Origin of the sequence: Streptomyces sp. NPDC058534 (assembly GCF_042717365.1) — a bacterium.
Lineage (GTDB): Bacteria > Actinomycetota > Actinomycetes > Streptomycetales > Streptomycetaceae > Streptomyces.
In genome coordinates this window covers 132,225-148,004 of record NZ_JBHXNW010000002.1, presented here as the reverse complement: position 1 = coordinate 148,004, position 15,780 = coordinate 132,225, and the positions used below count along the sequence as shown (strand labels likewise).

The 15,780-nt window shown below is 73.9% G+C and carries 13 protein-coding genes and 1 pseudogene; 8 read left to right on the top strand and 6 right to left on the bottom strand.

Translation table 11 applies throughout. The features are described from left to right. Positions 1-42: 42 nt before the first annotated feature. Complete coding sequence (locus tag ACFWR9_RS01685; RefSeq protein ID WP_383833837.1) at positions 43-1,338, top strand: MFS transporter; 1,296 nt, start codon at positions 43-45, stop codon at positions 1,336-1,338. A gap of 35 nt (positions 1,339-1,373) precedes the next feature. Here ACFWR9_RS01685 and ACFWR9_RS01680 read toward each other — a convergent pair. Next, a pseudogene (locus ACFWR9_RS01680) lies at positions 1,374-1,949 on the bottom strand (DNA-binding protein); the annotation flags it as partial. Between the two features lie 652 nt (positions 1,950-2,601). Between ACFWR9_RS01680 and ACFWR9_RS01675 the strand changes: the two are divergent. Next, positions 2,602-3,207, top strand: a complete 606-nt coding sequence (locus ACFWR9_RS01675; protein WP_383833834.1) for a LuxR C-terminal-related transcriptional regulator — start codon at positions 2,602-2,604, stop codon at positions 3,205-3,207. 46 nt (positions 3,208-3,253) lie between these two features. On the opposite strand, the gene ACFWR9_RS01670 is transcribed toward ACFWR9_RS01675, so the two are convergent. The 4 genes from ACFWR9_RS01670 to lanKC all read right to left on the bottom strand — a co-directional run bounded on the left by ACFWR9_RS01670 (position 3,254) and on the right by lanKC (position 9,842). Then, complete coding sequence (locus tag ACFWR9_RS01670) at positions 3,254-5,089, bottom strand: ATP-binding cassette domain-containing protein (RefSeq protein ID WP_383833831.1); 1,836 nt, start codon at positions 5,087-5,089, stop codon at positions 3,254-3,256. Next, positions 5,086-6,897 (bottom strand): ABC transporter ATP-binding protein, encoded by a 1,812-nt coding sequence (locus ACFWR9_RS01665; RefSeq protein WP_383833828.1) that lies wholly within the window; start codon positions 6,895-6,897, stop codon positions 5,086-5,088. Before ACFWR9_RS01665 ends, ACFWR9_RS01670 begins: the two co-directional genes overlap by 4 nt. A gap of 168 nt (positions 6,898-7,065) precedes the next feature. After that, positions 7,066-7,197, bottom strand: a complete 132-nt coding sequence (locus ACFWR9_RS01660) for a SapB/AmfS family lanthipeptide (protein ID WP_161328993.1) — start codon at positions 7,195-7,197, stop codon at positions 7,066-7,068. Positions 7,198-7,232: 35 nt separating this feature from the next. After that, entirely contained in the window at positions 7,233-9,842 is a 2,610-nt protein-coding gene (lanKC, locus tag ACFWR9_RS01655; RefSeq protein ID WP_383833824.1) for a class III lanthionine synthetase LanKC, read from the bottom strand. 223 nt (positions 9,843-10,065) lie between these two features. On the opposite strand from lanKC, the gene ACFWR9_RS01650 reads away from it, so the two are divergent. Genes ACFWR9_RS01650 through ACFWR9_RS01640 form a run of 3 tightly spaced genes read left to right on the top strand, consistent with a single transcriptional unit; the run spans position 10,066 to position 12,238 of the window. Then, complete coding sequence (locus tag ACFWR9_RS01650) at positions 10,066-11,136, top strand: Rieske 2Fe-2S domain-containing protein (protein WP_383833821.1); 1,071 nt, start codon at positions 10,066-10,068, stop codon at positions 11,134-11,136. After that, entirely contained in the window at positions 11,133-11,303 is a 171-nt protein-coding gene (locus tag ACFWR9_RS01645) for a hypothetical protein (RefSeq protein ID WP_383833818.1), read from the top strand. The genes ACFWR9_RS01650 and ACFWR9_RS01645 overlap by 4 nt, the downstream gene beginning before the upstream one ends. Then, positions 11,300-12,238: a PDR/VanB family oxidoreductase gene (locus ACFWR9_RS01640; RefSeq protein ID WP_383833815.1), complete on the top strand. Its 939-nt coding sequence runs from the start codon at positions 11,300-11,302 to the stop codon at positions 12,236-12,238. Before ACFWR9_RS01645 ends, ACFWR9_RS01640 begins: the two co-directional genes overlap by 4 nt. Here the strand turns inward: ACFWR9_RS01640 and ACFWR9_RS01635 are convergent. Next, a complete protein-coding gene (locus ACFWR9_RS01635; protein WP_383833812.1) occupies positions 12,189-13,007 on the bottom strand; it encodes an IclR family transcriptional regulator C-terminal domain-containing protein in 819 nt (272 codons plus the stop codon). The genes ACFWR9_RS01640 and ACFWR9_RS01635 overlap by 50 nt on opposite strands. A 247-nt stretch (positions 13,008-13,254) precedes the next feature. On the opposite strand from ACFWR9_RS01635, the gene ACFWR9_RS01630 reads away from it, so the two are divergent. The 3 genes from ACFWR9_RS01630 to ACFWR9_RS01620 are packed head-to-tail and all read left to right on the top strand — an operon-like array spanning position 13,255 to position 15,772. Next, positions 13,255-14,226, top strand: a complete 972-nt coding sequence (locus tag ACFWR9_RS01630; RefSeq protein ID WP_383833809.1) for an ABC transporter substrate-binding protein — start codon at positions 13,255-13,257, stop codon at positions 14,224-14,226. After that, a complete protein-coding gene (locus tag ACFWR9_RS01625; RefSeq protein ID WP_383833806.1) occupies positions 14,223-14,996 on the top strand; it encodes an ABC transporter permease in 774 nt (257 codons plus the stop codon). The genes ACFWR9_RS01630 and ACFWR9_RS01625 overlap by 4 nt, the downstream gene beginning before the upstream one ends. Continuing rightward, complete coding sequence (locus ACFWR9_RS01620) at positions 14,993-15,772, top strand: ABC transporter permease (protein WP_383833803.1); 780 nt, start codon at positions 14,993-14,995, stop codon at positions 15,770-15,772. The genes ACFWR9_RS01625 and ACFWR9_RS01620 overlap by 4 nt, the downstream gene beginning before the upstream one ends. Positions 15,773-15,780: the final 8 nt, after the last annotated feature.

Here is a 15,780-nt window from a genome sequence, read left to right as displayed (position 1 = left end):
AAGTCGTCGGTACGCGAGGTGTGCCGGGCCGGTCACCCGGGGATGGTCGCGATCATGACAGGCATGCACACGGAAGCACCCCCGGCCCGAAGGCCCGTCCGCCAGCTCCTCGCCGCCTCGGTGGGCAACGCCGTGGAGTGGTACGACTGGTACGCGTACACCTTCCTGGCCACCTACATCGCCGACCAGGTCTTCCCCGAGAGCGCGGACAACTCACTGGTGCCGCTGCTGTCGACGTTCGCGGTGTTCGCCGTGGGCTTCTTCATGCGGCCCGTGGGCGGGCTGCTGATGGGCGCGATCGCGGACCGGCGCGGCCGGCGCGCCGCGCTGACGGTCACCATCCTGCTGATGGGCGGCAGCAGCCTGCTGGTCGGCCTGACCCCGACCTACGCGGCGGCCGGTGTGCTGGCCCCGGTGGTGCTGGTGGTCGCACGGCTGCTCCAGGGGCTGTCGGTGGGCGGCGAGTTCGCGGCCTCGACGACCTTCCTGGTGGAGTCGGCGGGGCCGGGACGGCGCGGCCTGTTCTCCAGTTTCCAGTACGTCTCGACGACGGCCGGGCAGCTCGTCGCCTCCGGTGTCGCGACGGTGCTGGTGAACACGCTGAGCGAGGAGCGGATGAACGGCTGGGGCTGGCGCGTCCCCTTCGTCCTCGGGGCGGTGCTCAGTCTGGTCGGCTTCTGGATCCGGCAGGGCGCGCAGGAGACCCGCAGCGAGGAGCAGCGGAAGGGCACGCGTCCGGGCCTGTTCGAGGCGCTGCGGCGGCACCCGCGCGAGTCGCTGCTGATCTGCGGCATCACGGCGGGCGGCACCATCGCCTACTACACCTGGACGTCGTACCTGCCGACCTACGCCGAACTCAACACGGGCCTCGCCAAGTCGGACGCGCTGCTCGCGGGCACCATCTCGCTGGCCTTCTTCGCGCTGCTCCAGCCGCTCGGCGGCATGCTCTCCGACCGCTTCGGGCGCCGCCCGCTGCTGCTCTTCTTCGGCGTGGGGTTCGCCCTGCTGAGTGTGCCGCTGCTGCACTCCCTGCGGGACTCCTTCGCCGTCCTGCTGCTCGTGCAGTGCGCGGGCATGATCCTGCTGACCGGCTTCACCTCCATCAGCGCCGCGGTCAACGCCGAGATCTTCCCGCCCCGGGTGCGGGCGGCCGGCATCGGTTTCCCGTACTCGCTCACGGTCGCCCTGTTCGGCGGCACGGCACCCTACGTGGGCACGCTCTTCAAGGACCTGGGCCATTCCGGGCTGTTCCCCTGGTACGTCGCCGTCCTGTGCCTGCTGTCCTCGCTGGTGTACCTGCGGCTGCCGGAGACGGCGCACAAAGAGCTGGAGCGCTGACGCCGGTGGACGGCAGCGCCCCGCCACGGCGGAACTCAGCGCCAACGTGTGCGCGGTCGCGGCACCTCCGGTTCCTCCGGCCGCGGGCCCTGCCGGCCACGACCCGCCGCCACGCCTCGCGGTACACGTCGGCCACGGGCCGGGCGGGGACGACGACGCCCAGGACGGGCGACTCGCCGTCAAGCAGGTCGGTACAGCGGCAGCTTCCACCGCTCCAGCGGGAGGTGCGGGTTCGCGAGCCGGGTCCACCCGCCGGGGAGGAACAGCGAGCGTCCGGCCTTGGAGCGGCTGCCCTCCAGTACGAGGTCGGTGGCCGCGAGTTCGGCGCGGGCGGCCCGCAGCCGGGCGGTGCCGCCGCGCCGGACGCCCCAGCCGGTCCACCGCGCGGTGGTGCGGTCGGTGGGGTCCGGCATGGCGAGCAGCATCAGGTAGAGGACGGCGGCGTCCTCGCCGACGCCGTGCCGTGCGGCCACCTCGACGACCAGGCCGGGGACGGACCGGGCCGGGTCCTGCGGCCACCAGAGGCCGTCCGGGTCGCGTTCGCCGGCCACCGGGTTCCCGGGGTCGGCGAGCAGCTCGGCGAACGGGCCGTCGTGGACCAGACGCAGGGCAGCCCGTCCCGGCCGTCGGGCTGGTCCCCGGGCGCCTCCGCGACGGCCGCCGCGAGCAGGGCCGCCGCGGTGCCTTCGTCGACCTGGCGCAGTGCCGCGGGGCCTCTCCGCTGCCGGGAACACGGCACAGCGCGTCCGGCGACCCGAATCGGGGCGCCCCGCTGTGACGTTGGCGAAAGACCAGGGGCACCCACCGACAGTCCCCCGCGCCCACCGTCGGGCCGAGCGGTCAAGGGAAGACGTCCGGGCGGGGCGGTGGATTTCGCGCCAAATTGGGCGACGACGGTTTCCGGCCGATTCCGACTCTAGCGAACGCCCGTTCGATTCGGTCGTTTTCGCGGACAGGGCGGCCCCGTGGGGGCGGTGTGCCACCGTGGCCAGGATGCCAGGGCCGGCGGCGTGCGCACGGCGGCGGACCGCCGGACTCTTTACGGAGTGCGGCCGGGTGCGGATTGGTGTGTTCTCCGCCTTGTTCGCCCAGGCGGACGCCGCCGTTCCGCCCCTGACAGGGCGCCGACAACGGCGAATTGACTCGGGTGTGGTTCGCACGTGCGTACGCCCCGTGTTCCACCCGCACAGATCAGGGCAGATGGCCTCGTGGCGCGGGGACGCGTGGCTATCGGCCGTTCGAACGAGACGGCCGCGACAAGGGGTGGGGGAGATGGTTCGTACGGTCGTGGTGCACGACGAGGAACTGCTGCGGTCGGCGCTGGCACAACTGCTGAGATCCGACGACGCGCTGGAGGTCTCGGCCCTGTGTCCCGACACCGAGACACCGGACGCCGAGGCGTTACCGGCCGACGTGTGTGTCGTGGACGGCGAGTGCCTCCAGGGACCGGACGAGGTGCGGGGGAAGCGCCTGCGGGGCCGGTACGGAGACCGGCTCGTCGTCCTGGCGACCGCCAAGCGGCCGGGGGTGCTGCGCCGGGCGTTCGAAGGGGGTGCTCTCGGGCTGGTGGACAAGAACGCCCCGGCCCATCGGCTGATCACGGCGGTGCACACGGTCGCCAAGGGGGACCGCTTCCTGGACGAGACCCTCACCGTGGCGCTGCTGCAGGGCGCGGAGATGCCGCTGACCACCCGCGAACTGGGCGTGCTGTCCCTGGCCTCCCAGGGGGCGCCGATCGCCGAGATCGCCGCGCGGCTGCACCTGTCGCGGGGAACGGTCCGCAACTACATGGCCACGGCGATCCGGAAGGTGGGCGCCCGCAACCGGGTCGACGCGATACGCATCGTCCAGAGCGCCGGCTGGACGTGACGCTGCCGCACGGTCCGGTGACCGCGGCCCGCACGGACGTCGGCGGTCACGGCCGCCGCAGCGGCTCTCCACGCCAGTGGCCCGTCAGGTCGCGGTAGAGCGGCGAACGGTCCAGCACCTCCTCGTGCGTGCCGCACACCGCCGCCACGCCGTCCAGCACCAGCACCCGGTCGGCCCGGACCGCCGACGACAGACGGTGCGCCACCACCACCAGCGTGCCCGGCCGCCGGGCCAGGGCCTCCTCCGCGCGGGCCTCCGCGGCCGGGTCGAGATGGCAGGTGGCCTCGTCGAGCAGCAGCAGGGGGGAGGGTGACAGGTACGCGCGGGCCAGCGCGACGAGTTGCCGCTCCGCGTGGGTCAGTTCGGCGGGCCGCACCGGACCGTCGAGCCCGCCCAGGCGCTCGACCAGCGGCCGCAGCCCGAGTTCCCGGACGGCGGCGTCCAGCTCCGCCCGGCCCGCGTCCGGGCGGAAGTACGCGAGATTGTCGCCGACGGTGCCGGTGAAGACGTACGCCTCCTGCGGGACCAGCGCGCGCAGGGCGGCGAGTTCGGCGGCGGCGCGCCCGGTCACCGCCTGCCCGGCCACCCGGACCTGGCCGCCGCTCGGCGCGAGTGTCCCCGCGACGAGGCGGGTGAGGGTCGACTTGCCGATGCCGCTCGGTCCGACGACGGCGAGGTGTTCGCCCTGGGCGACGCGCAGGTCGAGCGAGTCGAGCACCGGCTCCGCGCGGACGCCGTAGGACAGGGTGACGGACCGCAGTTCCACCGCCGGGGCCGGCCGACGGGGTGCCGGGCGTCCGCCGAGGGCCGGTGGGCGGGGGTCGGTGCCGGCGGCGGACGGAGGCGTGGCCTCCGCCTCCGCCCCCGGCGTGGGGCCGAGGATCCGGTCGAGGACGACCAGCAGGCGCGCTCCCGCCGCGCCCAGGGCGGTCATCAGCGTGTGCAGGGCGGGCAGCAGGGACTGGACGAGGTAGGTGAACGCGCCCAGCAGCGCCCCGGCCGTCACGCCCCGCCCACGCAGCCAGGGCACCGCCACCAGCAGCGCCAGTACGGGCAGGTTGCCCGCGACGCCGAGCGCCGTCGTGCGCACCGCCGCCCAGCGAGCCAGGGTCCGGGCCGTCGCGGCGGCGTCGGCGACCAGTTCCGCGCCGCGCTGTTCCGTCTCGGGCCCGGTCCCGCAGGCGGTGAGGTCCCGCAGGGCGGCACGTGACCGGGTCGCGTGGTCGCCGAGCGCCTCGTCGGCGGCCAGGGCGCGGCGTTGGGCCGCCGCCATGGGCCGCAGCGTGGCCAGGAACAGCGCGAGACCGACCGCCAGTGGCGGCAGGACCACCAGGAGCAGCGCCGGATGCAGGGACAGCAGGCCGATCAGGGCTCCCGCGGCGGTGAAGACGAACGAGCGCAGGGTGAGGACGAGACCGGCGAAGCTGTCCCGGGCGATCTCGACCTGGTTGGTCAGCCGGGACACGGCCGCCCGGTCCGTTCCGCCGGGCCCGCCGAGGGCCGCCAGGGCCATGGACCGGTCGACCGCACGCCGCACCAGACCGTCCCGCAGCGGCTCCGTCAACCCGGCGAGCTGCGCGAACACTCCTCGCACGACCGGAGCGCCGGACAGTACGGCGACCAGGGCGACCGCGAGCCACAGCAGCCCCCGGCGCGTTTCACCGGCGAGAAAGCCCTCGTCGACGGCGTGGGCGACCGCGAAACCCACCAGGAACGCCTGCGCCGACTCCACCAGCGACCAGAGCCCGAGCCGCGCCAGCACGCCCTTGCGCCGGGCGAGGAAGCGGCGCGCCGGCGGCAGGACACGGCGCAGGGCGCCCGACCCGTCGTCGGCCGGTGCGTGCGTGCGGCGGTCCCCCGCGGATGCGGATCCGGACGTCACGGCCGTGCCTCCTCGGGCTCGGGCTCGGGCTCGGACGCGGGCTCGCGCTCGGGTCGGCGTACGGGCCCCACGCGCGGCTCCGCGGCCGTGGTGCCGGCGGCGCCGAAGACCGCCCGGTAGTCCTCCGTCCGCCACAGGTCGTGGTGCGTCCCGACGGCCCGCACGCCCCCCTCCTCCAGCCAGAGCACCAGATCCGCCCGGGCCGCCACCGACGGGCGGTGCGCGATCACGAGCCTGGTCCCGGGCCGCACCGAGCGGCGCAGTGCGAGGTTCACCTCGTGCTCCGTGGCGGTGTCCAGACTCGACGTCGCGTCGTCCATCACCAGGAGCCGCCCGGCCTGTGCGAACGCCCGTGCCAGGCCCAGACGTTGGTGCTCACCACCGGAGAGCGGCGCCCCCGCCAGCGGCGTGTCGTAACCGTGCGGCAACCGGCGTACGAAGCCGTCGGCACCCGCCGCCCGGGCCGCTTGCCGTACCTGTCCGGGGGACGGCTGCCGCGCCCCGGAGGCGACCGCTTCGGCGACCGTGCCGTCGCCCAGTGCCGGGCGTTCGAAGGCGAAGGCCACCTCGGTGCGCAACGCCTCGCGCGTCAGCCGGTCGAGGGGGACACCGTCCAGCAGCACCTGTCCCTCGTCGGGATCGATCAGCCGCCCCGCCACGGCCGCCAGAACGGTCTTGCCCGCCCCGCTGCGGCCGACCACCGCGACCGTGCTGCCGCCCGGCACCCGCACGTGGTCGGCGCGCAGCACCTCTCTGCCGTCGCGCACCACGCGCACACCGCGCAGTTCGAGTTCGCCCGTGCCGGTCGGGGGCAGGCGCCCCGTCCCGTGGGACAGCGCGGGCAGCCGTTCCAGCTCGAGGGTCCGCTTGCGTGCCTCGCGGCCCCGCACGATCGCGCCCAGGAGTGACGCGGCGCCGCCGACGCCGGCCGTGAGCTGTGCGTACCGGCCGGCGGCGAGCAGCTCCCCCACGCTCAGGTCCCCGGCGGCCAGGCGCAGTCCGCCGACCCCCGTGGCGACCAGGGTCAGCAGCGGCACCAGGACACCGCTCCTGCCCAGCGCCCGTCCGTGCAGGGCCCACATGTGCCGGCCCTGGGCGGCGAGTTCCGCCAACGGCGCCAGCACCCGGGCGCGTTCCCGGTCACCGGTCCCCGCGGCGCCGATCGTCGCCGTGCCCTCCAGGGCCTCCAGCAGTCCCGACGCGATCCTGGACTGGGTGCGCTGGTAGGCGGCCACCGAGGCGCCGGTGTCGCGGGCGAAGGTCCGCAGCACCAGTGCCAGGGCGGGCAGACCGGCGCACACGCACGCGGCCACCCACACGTCGACGAAGGCCAGCGCCACGAGGGCGCCCAGCGGGGTGACCAGCGAGGCCGCCAGGGCCGCCCGGGCCGCCGGGGCGCCGCCCGCGTCGGCGGCGTTGAGGGTCAGGCGGGTTCCGACGTCCCCCGGCGGATACGGCCGGACGCGGTCCGGTACGGCGCCCAGCAGACCGGTGAGGGCCCGGGAGCGGACGGACGCCGTCCATGCGGCGTTGCAGCCTCCGGTGAACAGCGCGGTCAGGCTGTCGAGGAGCAGTTCGCCCAGGAGCAGCCCGGCGCTCAGCGCGAGCCAGGGGCCGGCGTCGCCGTAGCCGTCGCGCAGCATCAAGTCGAGTGTGTGGCCGAGGACGACCGGCTGGGCCACCGCCGTCAGGGCCGCCGCGACCGAGCACAGCAGCACCAGTACCTCCGGCGTGCGCCCGGGATCCGCGGCGTCGCTCCCGTCCCGCGCCTCGGGCGCCCGCCGCGCCCGGGACCTGCTCGTTCGCACCAGCCACGACCTTCCGTCCGTCCCACCGTCCCGGGACACCGGTCGCGCACCCCGGGGGCCGTACCGCCTTGAGGTGCGCGGGCAGGCGTCGGCGCCCCGGGAGAGAACCCGGGGCGCCAGTGCCGGGCGACACGGCTCACCATGCCGCCGCGGCGGTCAACTCCGGCGTCAGTTACAGGTCGTGACGCTCAGGCTGCTGTCGCCGCAGAGCAGCAGGCTCGCGCGGCTGCCGCCGGTCTCGACGTCGCCCATGGCCTCTTCCTTGGGGGTCTCCATCGACTGCAGGTCAAACAGGTTCATGACATTTCCCTTCGTACGGCAACGGGTGTGCTTTTTCACGACCCCTGGTGGGGCCGAGTCGGAGGGCCGCTGCTCGTGCGCGGCGGCGGCAGGAACGGCAGGCCGATGGGCGCGTCGCCGAGGACGGAGGCGACGGCCAGCAGGCATCCGGCCGTTCCGGTGGAGAGGTCCATGGACAGCCGCATCATCTGCTCACCCGGGAAGGCGAGCCGGTCGCGGTAGGACATGGCGTGCCAGGACAGCGCGTCGAGCTGGCGCCGGAGGGCCTCGGGGCCGGTGCCGGGTGCCGTGGCCGTGGTGCGGCCGAGGTGGAGCACCATTCCGGCAACGCCCCGGTAGAGGCCCGGCTGGGCGTAGAACATGGCCTGGGCCGCGGCCACGATCTCGTTCCGCGCCCGCTCGAACTCCTCGTCCTCGCGGTGCGTCAGGTAGTCGTCGAGGACCATGCCGATGCCCACGCTGCCCGCGCCGAGGTAGGGCATGGTGCGCCAGCCCTCGTCGACCTGGAGCGCGCCGCCCGCGCCGCGGACGCATTGGGCGAGGTCCTGGCGCAGCGCGTCGCGGGCGAGGTCGAGCAGGGCGCCGTCCCGGGTGCGTTCGTAGAGCCGCAGGAAGAGCAGGGCGCGTCCCGAGGCGCCGTACAGCAGTCCGGCGCGGGTCCGGCCGGGCTTCTCCGCCGTGGCCCGCGCGCCGTCGGCCGCCAGGTCGGCGCAGCGCAGGGCAGCCGTGCGCAGCGCGCTCTCCCCGGTGGTGGCGGCGAGCGAGTCCAGGGCCAGGCCCAGGCCGGCGGTGCCGCTGTGCAGGTCGGGGGCCAGGTTGTCGAGGGGCTGGTCGAGGAGGAGTTCGGCGAGGTCGAGCGCGCGGTCGCGGTGGCCGAGGCGGTCGAGGGTCCAGGCGATTCCGGCGAGCCCGTCGTGGAAGCCGAGCGGCATGCCCGAGGGCGGTTGCTTGGTCCGCTCCAGCAGCCACTGCTCCCCGTCCTCGTCCCTGCCCGCCCCGGTCTCGGCCAGGGCGTACAGCACCCCCGCCGCTCCGTGGCCGAAGGCGAGTCCGCCGCCGGCGGTGGCGAACTGCGCGATGTCGCCGGGGTAGAGGCGGTCCGTGCGGGACGGCGTCGCGGAGGCGCGGACGGCCTCGGCCATCGAGTCCCGGCTGCGGGGCCAGTCGTCCGGGCGGACCGGCGCCACCGGCCCGGCCGCCCGGCGCGCCGCGGGGACGCCGTCGGCGCCGGCCGTGATCTCGTCGACCGCCGCGTCCAGGAAGGCCCGGTCCACCGGGAACTGTTCGGCCACGATGTCGGCGAGGTGGGCCGCCTTGCGCCGGTCGAGTGCCAGCAGGCTGGTGAGCGGGAGGAACAGCGCGAGCCGCAGGCAGGCCAGCGCGTACCGGTCCACGGCCACGCCCCGCCGGTCGGCGGGGGCCACGAACCCCGGGTTCGCCACGGTCTGCCGGCCCGGTTCGTCGACGTGGTGCGCGGCCTCGAAGTCCAGCAGGGCGACGCTGTCGTCCTCGCGGATCATGATGTTGAACAGATGCAGGTCGTTGAAGACCACGCCCCGGGCGTGCACGTCCTGGACGGCGCGTTCCACCCGCGCGTGGACGTCCAGGGCCCAGGCGGTGTACTCGGCCAGTCTTCGCTCGTCCGGGTCGGCCTCGATGAGCGGATGGCGGCGGGCGAAGAACGTGTTGAGCGGCTTGCCGTCGAGGTACTCCATGACGAGGAAGTGGTGTTCCCCGATCGTGAGGTGGTCGCGCACCTCGGGCGTGCAGCCGAGGCCCGACAGCAGTTCCAGCGCCCGGCGTTCGCGGTGCAGCCGGGTCACGGCGTCGGCCCCGTCGGCCGCGAGACCGGCGTGCGGACGGGCCTCCTTGAGGACGACCTGCTCGCCGGTGCGGCTGTCCCGGGCGAGGTAGACACCGCCGCCGTTGGAGAAGTGCAGCGCCGACTCGATGGTGTAGGGCAGCTCGGCCAGGGTCACCGCGGAGCGGGCGTCGAGGTGCGGGCGCAGGAAGGCGGGCGGGTTCACCCAGTCCGGCACCCGGAAGACCGGGCCGCGCAGGTCGGGCACCAGGACGCCGTCGGGCCCGGTCACCGCCGGCCGCAGCTCGCCGTCCGCGTCGTAGCAGTTGCGGCGGGTGAAGCCGCCGTACCGGACGTGCACGGGGCCGTCGCCGATCCGCAGGTCGCTCAGGATGTGCGGTCCGGGTTCGCCGGCCAGCAGGTCGGACAGCTCCCCCACGAGCCGTTCGAACGCCGCCTCGTCCGCCGGGTACACGGTGATGAACTTGCCGCTGCCGGCGCGGTCCGCGTACTTCGCGTTGCGCTGGTGCAGCAGGTAGCGGCTGGGCACGAACTTGAAGGCCGTGCCCCCGTCGACGCAGTGCCGCAGGACGCGCTCCAGCACGGACTCCGCGTTGTCGAGGCAGGCGGAGACGTGGATCTTCCACCCCTGGTCGGGCAGGTCGGTCTCGACCGGACGGAGGGCGAGCCAGTCCCCGCTCTCGTTGCGCTGCCACCCCGTCGGCAGCGGCGAGGAGGCCGCGGCGTACCGGGCGTGCCGGGTGCCGGTCCGCAGAGCCATGCGGTGCGGAGCGTCGTAGAAGGACGGATCCGCGTCGCAGTACACGGCGTAGCCCTTGTTCACGCCTTCTCCCTCCGCCGGTCGCTGACGGGGATGACGCTGTCACGCGGCGTACCGCCCCGGACAGTTACCGCTGTCATCACTCCGATGTGCGGAACGCACAGGTAACTTCGCGGGACGGGAGGGCGAGGGTCGGGGTTTCCGCCGGGCGGAAGTCTGCTTGCCGGTGCCGGGCCGCGTCGCCAGGGTGAGAGCCACACGACGTCGAGGACGACGGGAGCCGCCCATGCCGCACATGACCGCCTTCGCCAGGAACCAGTGGTACGTCGCCGCCTACCGCCACGAGGTGGGGCGGGAGTTGCTGGGACGCACGATTCTCGGTGAGTCCCTGGTCCTCTACCGCACGGAGGACGGCGCCCCGGTCGCCCTGCACGACCGCTGCGTGCACCGCCGCTTTCCGCTCTCCGAGGCGCCGACACGGCTGGACGGGGACAGGATCGTGTGCGGGTACCACGGCTTCACCTACGACCCGAGCGGCACCTGCGTGTACGTGCCGGGCCAGAAACGCGTCCCGCGCACCGCCCGCGTCGCCTCCTACCCGGTGGCCGAGCGGGACTCCCTGGTGTGGGTGTGGATCGGCGACCCCGCCGCGGCCGATCCGGAGGCGATACCGCGCGCCCGGCACCTGGACTCCCCCGGCTGGGTCACGGTCCGCGGCATGGAGCCGATCGACGCCGACTACGGACTGCTGGTCGACAACCTCCTCGACCTGTCGCACGAGACGTACCTGCACGGCGGCTACATCGGTACACCCGAGGTGGCTGAGACGCCGATCAGCACGGAGGTCGACGAGGGCGCCGGGATCGTCCGGGTGAGCCGGCACATGGACGACGCCGAATGCCCGCCGTTCTACGCGAAGTCCACCGGCGTGCGCGGCCGCATCGACCGCTGGCAGGACATCGAGTACCACGCGCCGTGCCTGTACCTGCTGCACAGCAGGGTCGCCCCGACCGGTGTACCGCCCGCGCCCGACGGCGGCGACCCGGACGGCTTCCACACGGAGATCACCTACGCCATCACGCCGTCCGCCGACGGAAAGGTGTACGACTTCTGGGCGGTCTCCCGGGACTGGGCGACGGACGACGCCGAGGTCACCGAGTTCCTGCGGAAGAACAACCACACGGTCGTCATGCAGGACGTGGACGCGCTCAACCTGCTCCAGCGCACGCTCGGCACCGAGCGCACCGGCTACCAGGAGCTGAGCATCAACATCGACACCGGCGGCCTCGCCGCCCGCCGCATCCTGGCCCGGCTGGCCGCCGAGGGCGGGCGGCCGGCGGAGCGGGCGGCCCGGTGAGCGCGCGCACCGGCGACGTGTACCGCGTCGACTGGCTGCCGGGCACCGACGTCCTGCACGGCACCTGTCACTGCGGCGCCGAGCACACAGCGGAGGATCCGGTCGCGATGTGGGAGTGGATGCTCGGGCACCCGCGAGGACACCATCCCGGGGGAAGCGGCTCATGACCTTGTACGAGGCCGAACTCGTCGTCGCCCACCGGGATGTGGCGGCGGACGGCGTGCTCGCCCTGACCGTGCGCCACCCCCTGGGCGAGGAGCTGCCGCGCTGGGAGCCGGGCGCGCATGTCGACGTCGTCCTCGCCCCGGGCCTGGAACGGCAGTACTCGCTGTGCGGCGACCCGGCCGACCGGGCGGTGTGGCGGATCGCGGTGCTGCGCGAGCGCGCCGGCCGGGGCGGATCGGCCTACGCGCACCAAGAGTTGAAGGTGGGCGACCGGGTCCGGGTACGCGGGCCCCGCAACCACTTCCGGCTGGAGCCCGCCCGCCGCTACCGCTTCGTCGCCGGAGGCATCGGCATCACCCCGATCCTGCCGATGCTGGCCGCCGCCGAGGAGGCGGGCGCCGAGTGGAGCCTGCTGTACGGCGGACGCACCCGGGACAGCATGGCGTTCACCGGTGAGCTGCGGCGGTACGGCGACCGGGTCACGCTCGTTCCCGAGGACGAGTCTGGCCGGCTGGACCTCGCCCCCGTGGTCGAGGACGTGCCCGGGGACACCCTCGTCTACTGCTGCGGGCCCGGTCCGCTGCTGGACGCGGTCGGGGCGCGCTGCCCGGCGGGGAGGCTGCGCGTGGAGCGGTTCTCCCCCGGGGAGGCGCAACCGGCCGGTCCGGACCCGGGGTTCGAGGTGGTGCTGGCCCGCAGCGGCCGCACGGTCGCCGTGCCACCGGACGTGTCGGTCCTGGACGCGGTGCGCGGAGCCGGCGTCGAGGTGCTGTTCTCCTGTACGGAGGGCACCTGTGGCACCTGTGAGACCGAGGTCGTGGCGGGCGAGCCCGAGCACCGGGACTCGGTGCTCACCGAGGAGGAGCGGGCGGCCGGGGAGACGATGCTCATCTGCGTGTCCCGGTGTCGTGGCCGGCGGCTCGTGCTGGACCTGTGATCCGCAGGTCGGCGTCGATCCGGGCGACGGCCGCCAGGAGGTGCGGCAGCAGGTCGCGGCGCACCGACTCCAGGGAGTTGCGGCCGGCGTGCACCGCGATGTTCACGCCGGCCAGCACCTCGCCGTCCCGGTCGCGCACCGGTGCGGCGACGGATCTGAGGCCGTCCTCCAGCTCCTGGTCGACCAGCGCGTAGCCCTGGCGGCGCACCCGGCGCAGTTCGGCGCGCAGGGCGTCCACGGAGGCGAGGGTGCGGGCGGTGTGCGGGCGCAGATCGGCGCGGGCCAGCCGGGTCTCGATCTCGGCGTCCGGCAGATCGGCGAGGATCACGCGGCCCACCGAGGTCAGGTGCGCCGGGAAGCGGGTGCCGACGGTGATCGACGCGGTCATGATGCGGCTGGTCGGCACCCGTGCGACGTACACGACGTCGTCGCCGTCCAGGACGCACAGCGAGGACGACTCCCTCACCTGCGCCACCAGTTGCTCCAGGTACGGCTCGGCGAGCTGCGCCAGGGTGAAGCCCGCCAGATAGGAGTAGCCCAGCTCCAGCACCCGCGGGGTGAGGCGGAAGCGCCGGCCGTCGGTGTGGACGTAGCCGAGGTCGGCCAGGGTGAGGAGGAAGCGCCGGGCGGCGGCGCGGGTCAGGTCGCAGCCGCGGGCGACCTCGCTCAGGGTCAGGGCGGGATGGTCGGCGTCGAAGGCCCGGATGACGGCCAGGCCGCGTTCGAAGGACTTCACGAAGTGCGGGGCGCGGGGCGCGTCTTCGGACATCTGGCCTCCGGCGAAGGCCGCACGGCGAGCCGCGCGGCGGGACGGGCTGCACGAACGACCGTACGCGCTGCGCACGCTATGAGTGCGCCTCGCGCACTGTCAACGAGCCGGGGTTGAATCCTCAACGGCCCATCGTGACAAGGCCATTGACCCGGGCTCCCCGGCGGCCCTACGTTCCCGCTGAGCACGTTCGTGCTGTCTGCGCACAGCCTGTCGGAGCACCCGGTCCGGTCCCACAGGAGGAGCCATGCGTCGTCTGTTCGTCGGCCTCACGGCCGTGTCCGTCCTGACCGCCGCGACGGCGTGCGGCTCGTCCGACGACTCCGGGGGCCCGGACGGGGCGGGCTCGTCCGGCGGCACCATCTCCGTCGAGGTGGGCCTCATCCCGATCGTCGATGTCGCGCCCCTGTACCTGGGGCAGAAGAAGGGCTTCTTCGAGGAGCGCGGGCTGAAGCTGTCGTTCTCCAGCGCGCAGGGCGGCGCGGCGATCGTGCCCGGCGTGGTCAGCGGGCAGCTCGACTTCGGATTCAGCAACATGACCTCCCTGATGATCGCCCAGTCGAACAAGGTGCCCGTGAAGGCGGTGGCGAACGGCATCGCCTCGACCGGCGTGGTGGGAGAGGACTTCGAGGCGCTGACCGTCAAGGGCGACAGCCCCGTCAAGTCGCCGAAGGACCTGGAGGGCAAGAAGGTCGCCATCAACACGCTGAAGAACATCAACGAGACCGCGGTACGGGCCTCGGTGCGCAAGGCGGGCGGCGACCCCGACAAGGTGGAGCTGGTCGAACTGGCCTTCGACCAGATGCCGGCCGCGCTCGATGCCGGGCGGATCGACGCGGCGATGGTGGTGGAACCGGCGCTGGCCACCGTCAAGAGCCAGGGCGGCCGGGAGATCGCCTCCCCCATGATCGACGTCGCGCCGAAGCTCACCGTCGCCATGTACTTCACCTCCACCAAGTACGCGCAGGAACACCCGAAGATGGTGCAGAAGTTCCAGGAGGCCACCGCCGAGTCCCTCGCCTACGCCGACGCCCACCCGGACGAGGTGCGCGAGATCGTCACCACGTACACCAAGATCCCGGCGGACGTGCTGGCGAAGGTGACCCTGCCGAAGTGGCCGGCCGAACCGAACCGCGCCGCCATCGAGGAACTGGCGAGGCTCGGCGAGGCGGACGGCCTGTTCGAGCAGACGCCGGACCTGGACAAGCTGCTGCCGTGAGGGGCGGCGACGCCGTACTCGGTGCGGCAGGGCTCGCGGCCTTCCTCGCCCTGGGCGAGGCGGTGCCGCGGCTCGGCCTGGTCAAGAAGGACTACTTCCCGCCCACCAGCCGCATCGCCGGCGCGCTCGGCACCGAGGTCGCGGACGGCGCCTTCTGGACGGCGCTCGGCGACACCCTCACCGGCTGGGCGCTGGGCCTCGCGATCGCGGCCGTCGCCGGGATCGTCACCGGCGTGGTCCTCTCCGTGGTGCCGTACCTGCGCGAGGCCACGGCGTCCACGATCGAGTTCCTGCGCCCGATCCCGTCGGTCGCGCTGATCCCGCTGGCGGTGCTGCTGTACGGCACCGGACTGCGGTCGGTGCTGCTCCTGGTCGTGTACGCCGCCTTCTGGCAGGTGCTGATCCAGGTCCTGTACGGCGTCCGGGACGTGGACCCGGTCGCCGAGGAGACGGCACGGTCCTACGGTCTGGGCACCTGGGCGCGGATCCGGCACGTGCTGTGGCCGACCGCGCTGCCGTACGTGATGACCGGGGTGCGGCTGGCGGCGGCCGTCGCGCTGATCCTCGCCATCACCGCCGAACTCGTCATCGGCGCGCCGGGGCTCGGCGCCCGGATCGCCGTCGCGCAGACCTCGCAGGCGGTGCCCGAGATGTACGCGCTGATCGTCGTGGCCGGTCTGCTCGGGCTGCTGATCAACGTGGGGGCCCGGTCGGTGGAGCGGCGGGCGCTGGCCTGGCACCAGTCGGTGCGCGGGGAGGTGGCGGTGTGAGGCGGGTGCTGTCCCGGCTGGTGTTCGCGCTCGCGCTGCCGCTGGTCCTTGTGGCCGTCTGGTGGGTGTCCTCGGCCGGCAGCGAGGACGTGTACTGGCCGCCGCTGCGCACCATCCTGGAGTCCTTCCCGGAGGTGTGGACGGGCGAGCGCTGGCGCGGTGACGTGCTGCCCAGCGTCCTCAGGCTCGCGGCGGGTTACGCGCTCGCGGCCGTCGTGGGCGTGGCGGCCGGCACCCTGATCGGCTCCCACCGGCGGGTGCGGGCGGTGTGCGAGCCGGTGCTGGAGTTCCTTCGCGCGGTGCCGCCGCCGGTGCTGGTGCCGGTGATCATGCTGTTCGCGGGCATCGGCGACACCATGAAGATCGTCGTCATCGCGGCCGGCTGTGTCTGGCCGGTGCTGCTCAACACGGTGGAGGGCGTCCGGGCGGTCGACGCGGTGATGGCGGAGACCGCCCGGTGCTACGGCATCACGGGCGTCGCGCGGTTGCGGCACGTGGTGCTGCGTGCGGCGAGTCCGCAGATCTTCGCGGGTCTGCGGCAGGCGCTGTCGATCGGCATCATCCTGATGGTGATCAGCGAGATGTTCGCCGCGAGCAACGGGCTCGGCTTCACCATCGTGCAGTTCCAGCGGTCCTTCGCGATCCCCGGCATGTGGACCGGCATCCTGCTGCTCGGTCTGCTCGGCTTCGTGCTCTCGGTCCTCTTCCAGCTGGTCGAACGGCGGGCGCTCGGCTGGTACCACGGCCTGCGCGCCGCCGCCCGGCGGTCCCGGTGACGTCTCCG

Coding starts and splice junctions, on each gene's coding strand:
- ACFWR9_RS01630 (WP_383833809.1), top strand. CDS start 13,255: ATGCGTCGTCTGTTCGTCGGCCTCACGGCCGTGTCCGTCCTGACCGCC.
- ACFWR9_RS01660 (WP_161328993.1), bottom strand. CDS start 7,197: ATGAACCTGTTTGACCTGCAGTCGATGGAGACCCCCAAGGAAGAGGCC.
- ACFWR9_RS01635 (WP_383833812.1), bottom strand. CDS start 13,007: ATGTCCGAAGACGCGCCCCGCGCCCCGCACTTCGTGAAGTCCTTCGAA.
- ACFWR9_RS01650 (WP_383833821.1), top strand. CDS start 10,066: ATGCCGCACATGACCGCCTTCGCCAGGAACCAGTGGTACGTCGCCGCC.
- ACFWR9_RS01640 (WP_383833815.1), top strand. CDS start 11,300: ATGACCTTGTACGAGGCCGAACTCGTCGTCGCCCACCGGGATGTGGCG.
- ACFWR9_RS01685 (WP_383833837.1), top strand. CDS start 43: ATGGTCGCGATCATGACAGGCATGCACACGGAAGCACCCCCGGCCCGA.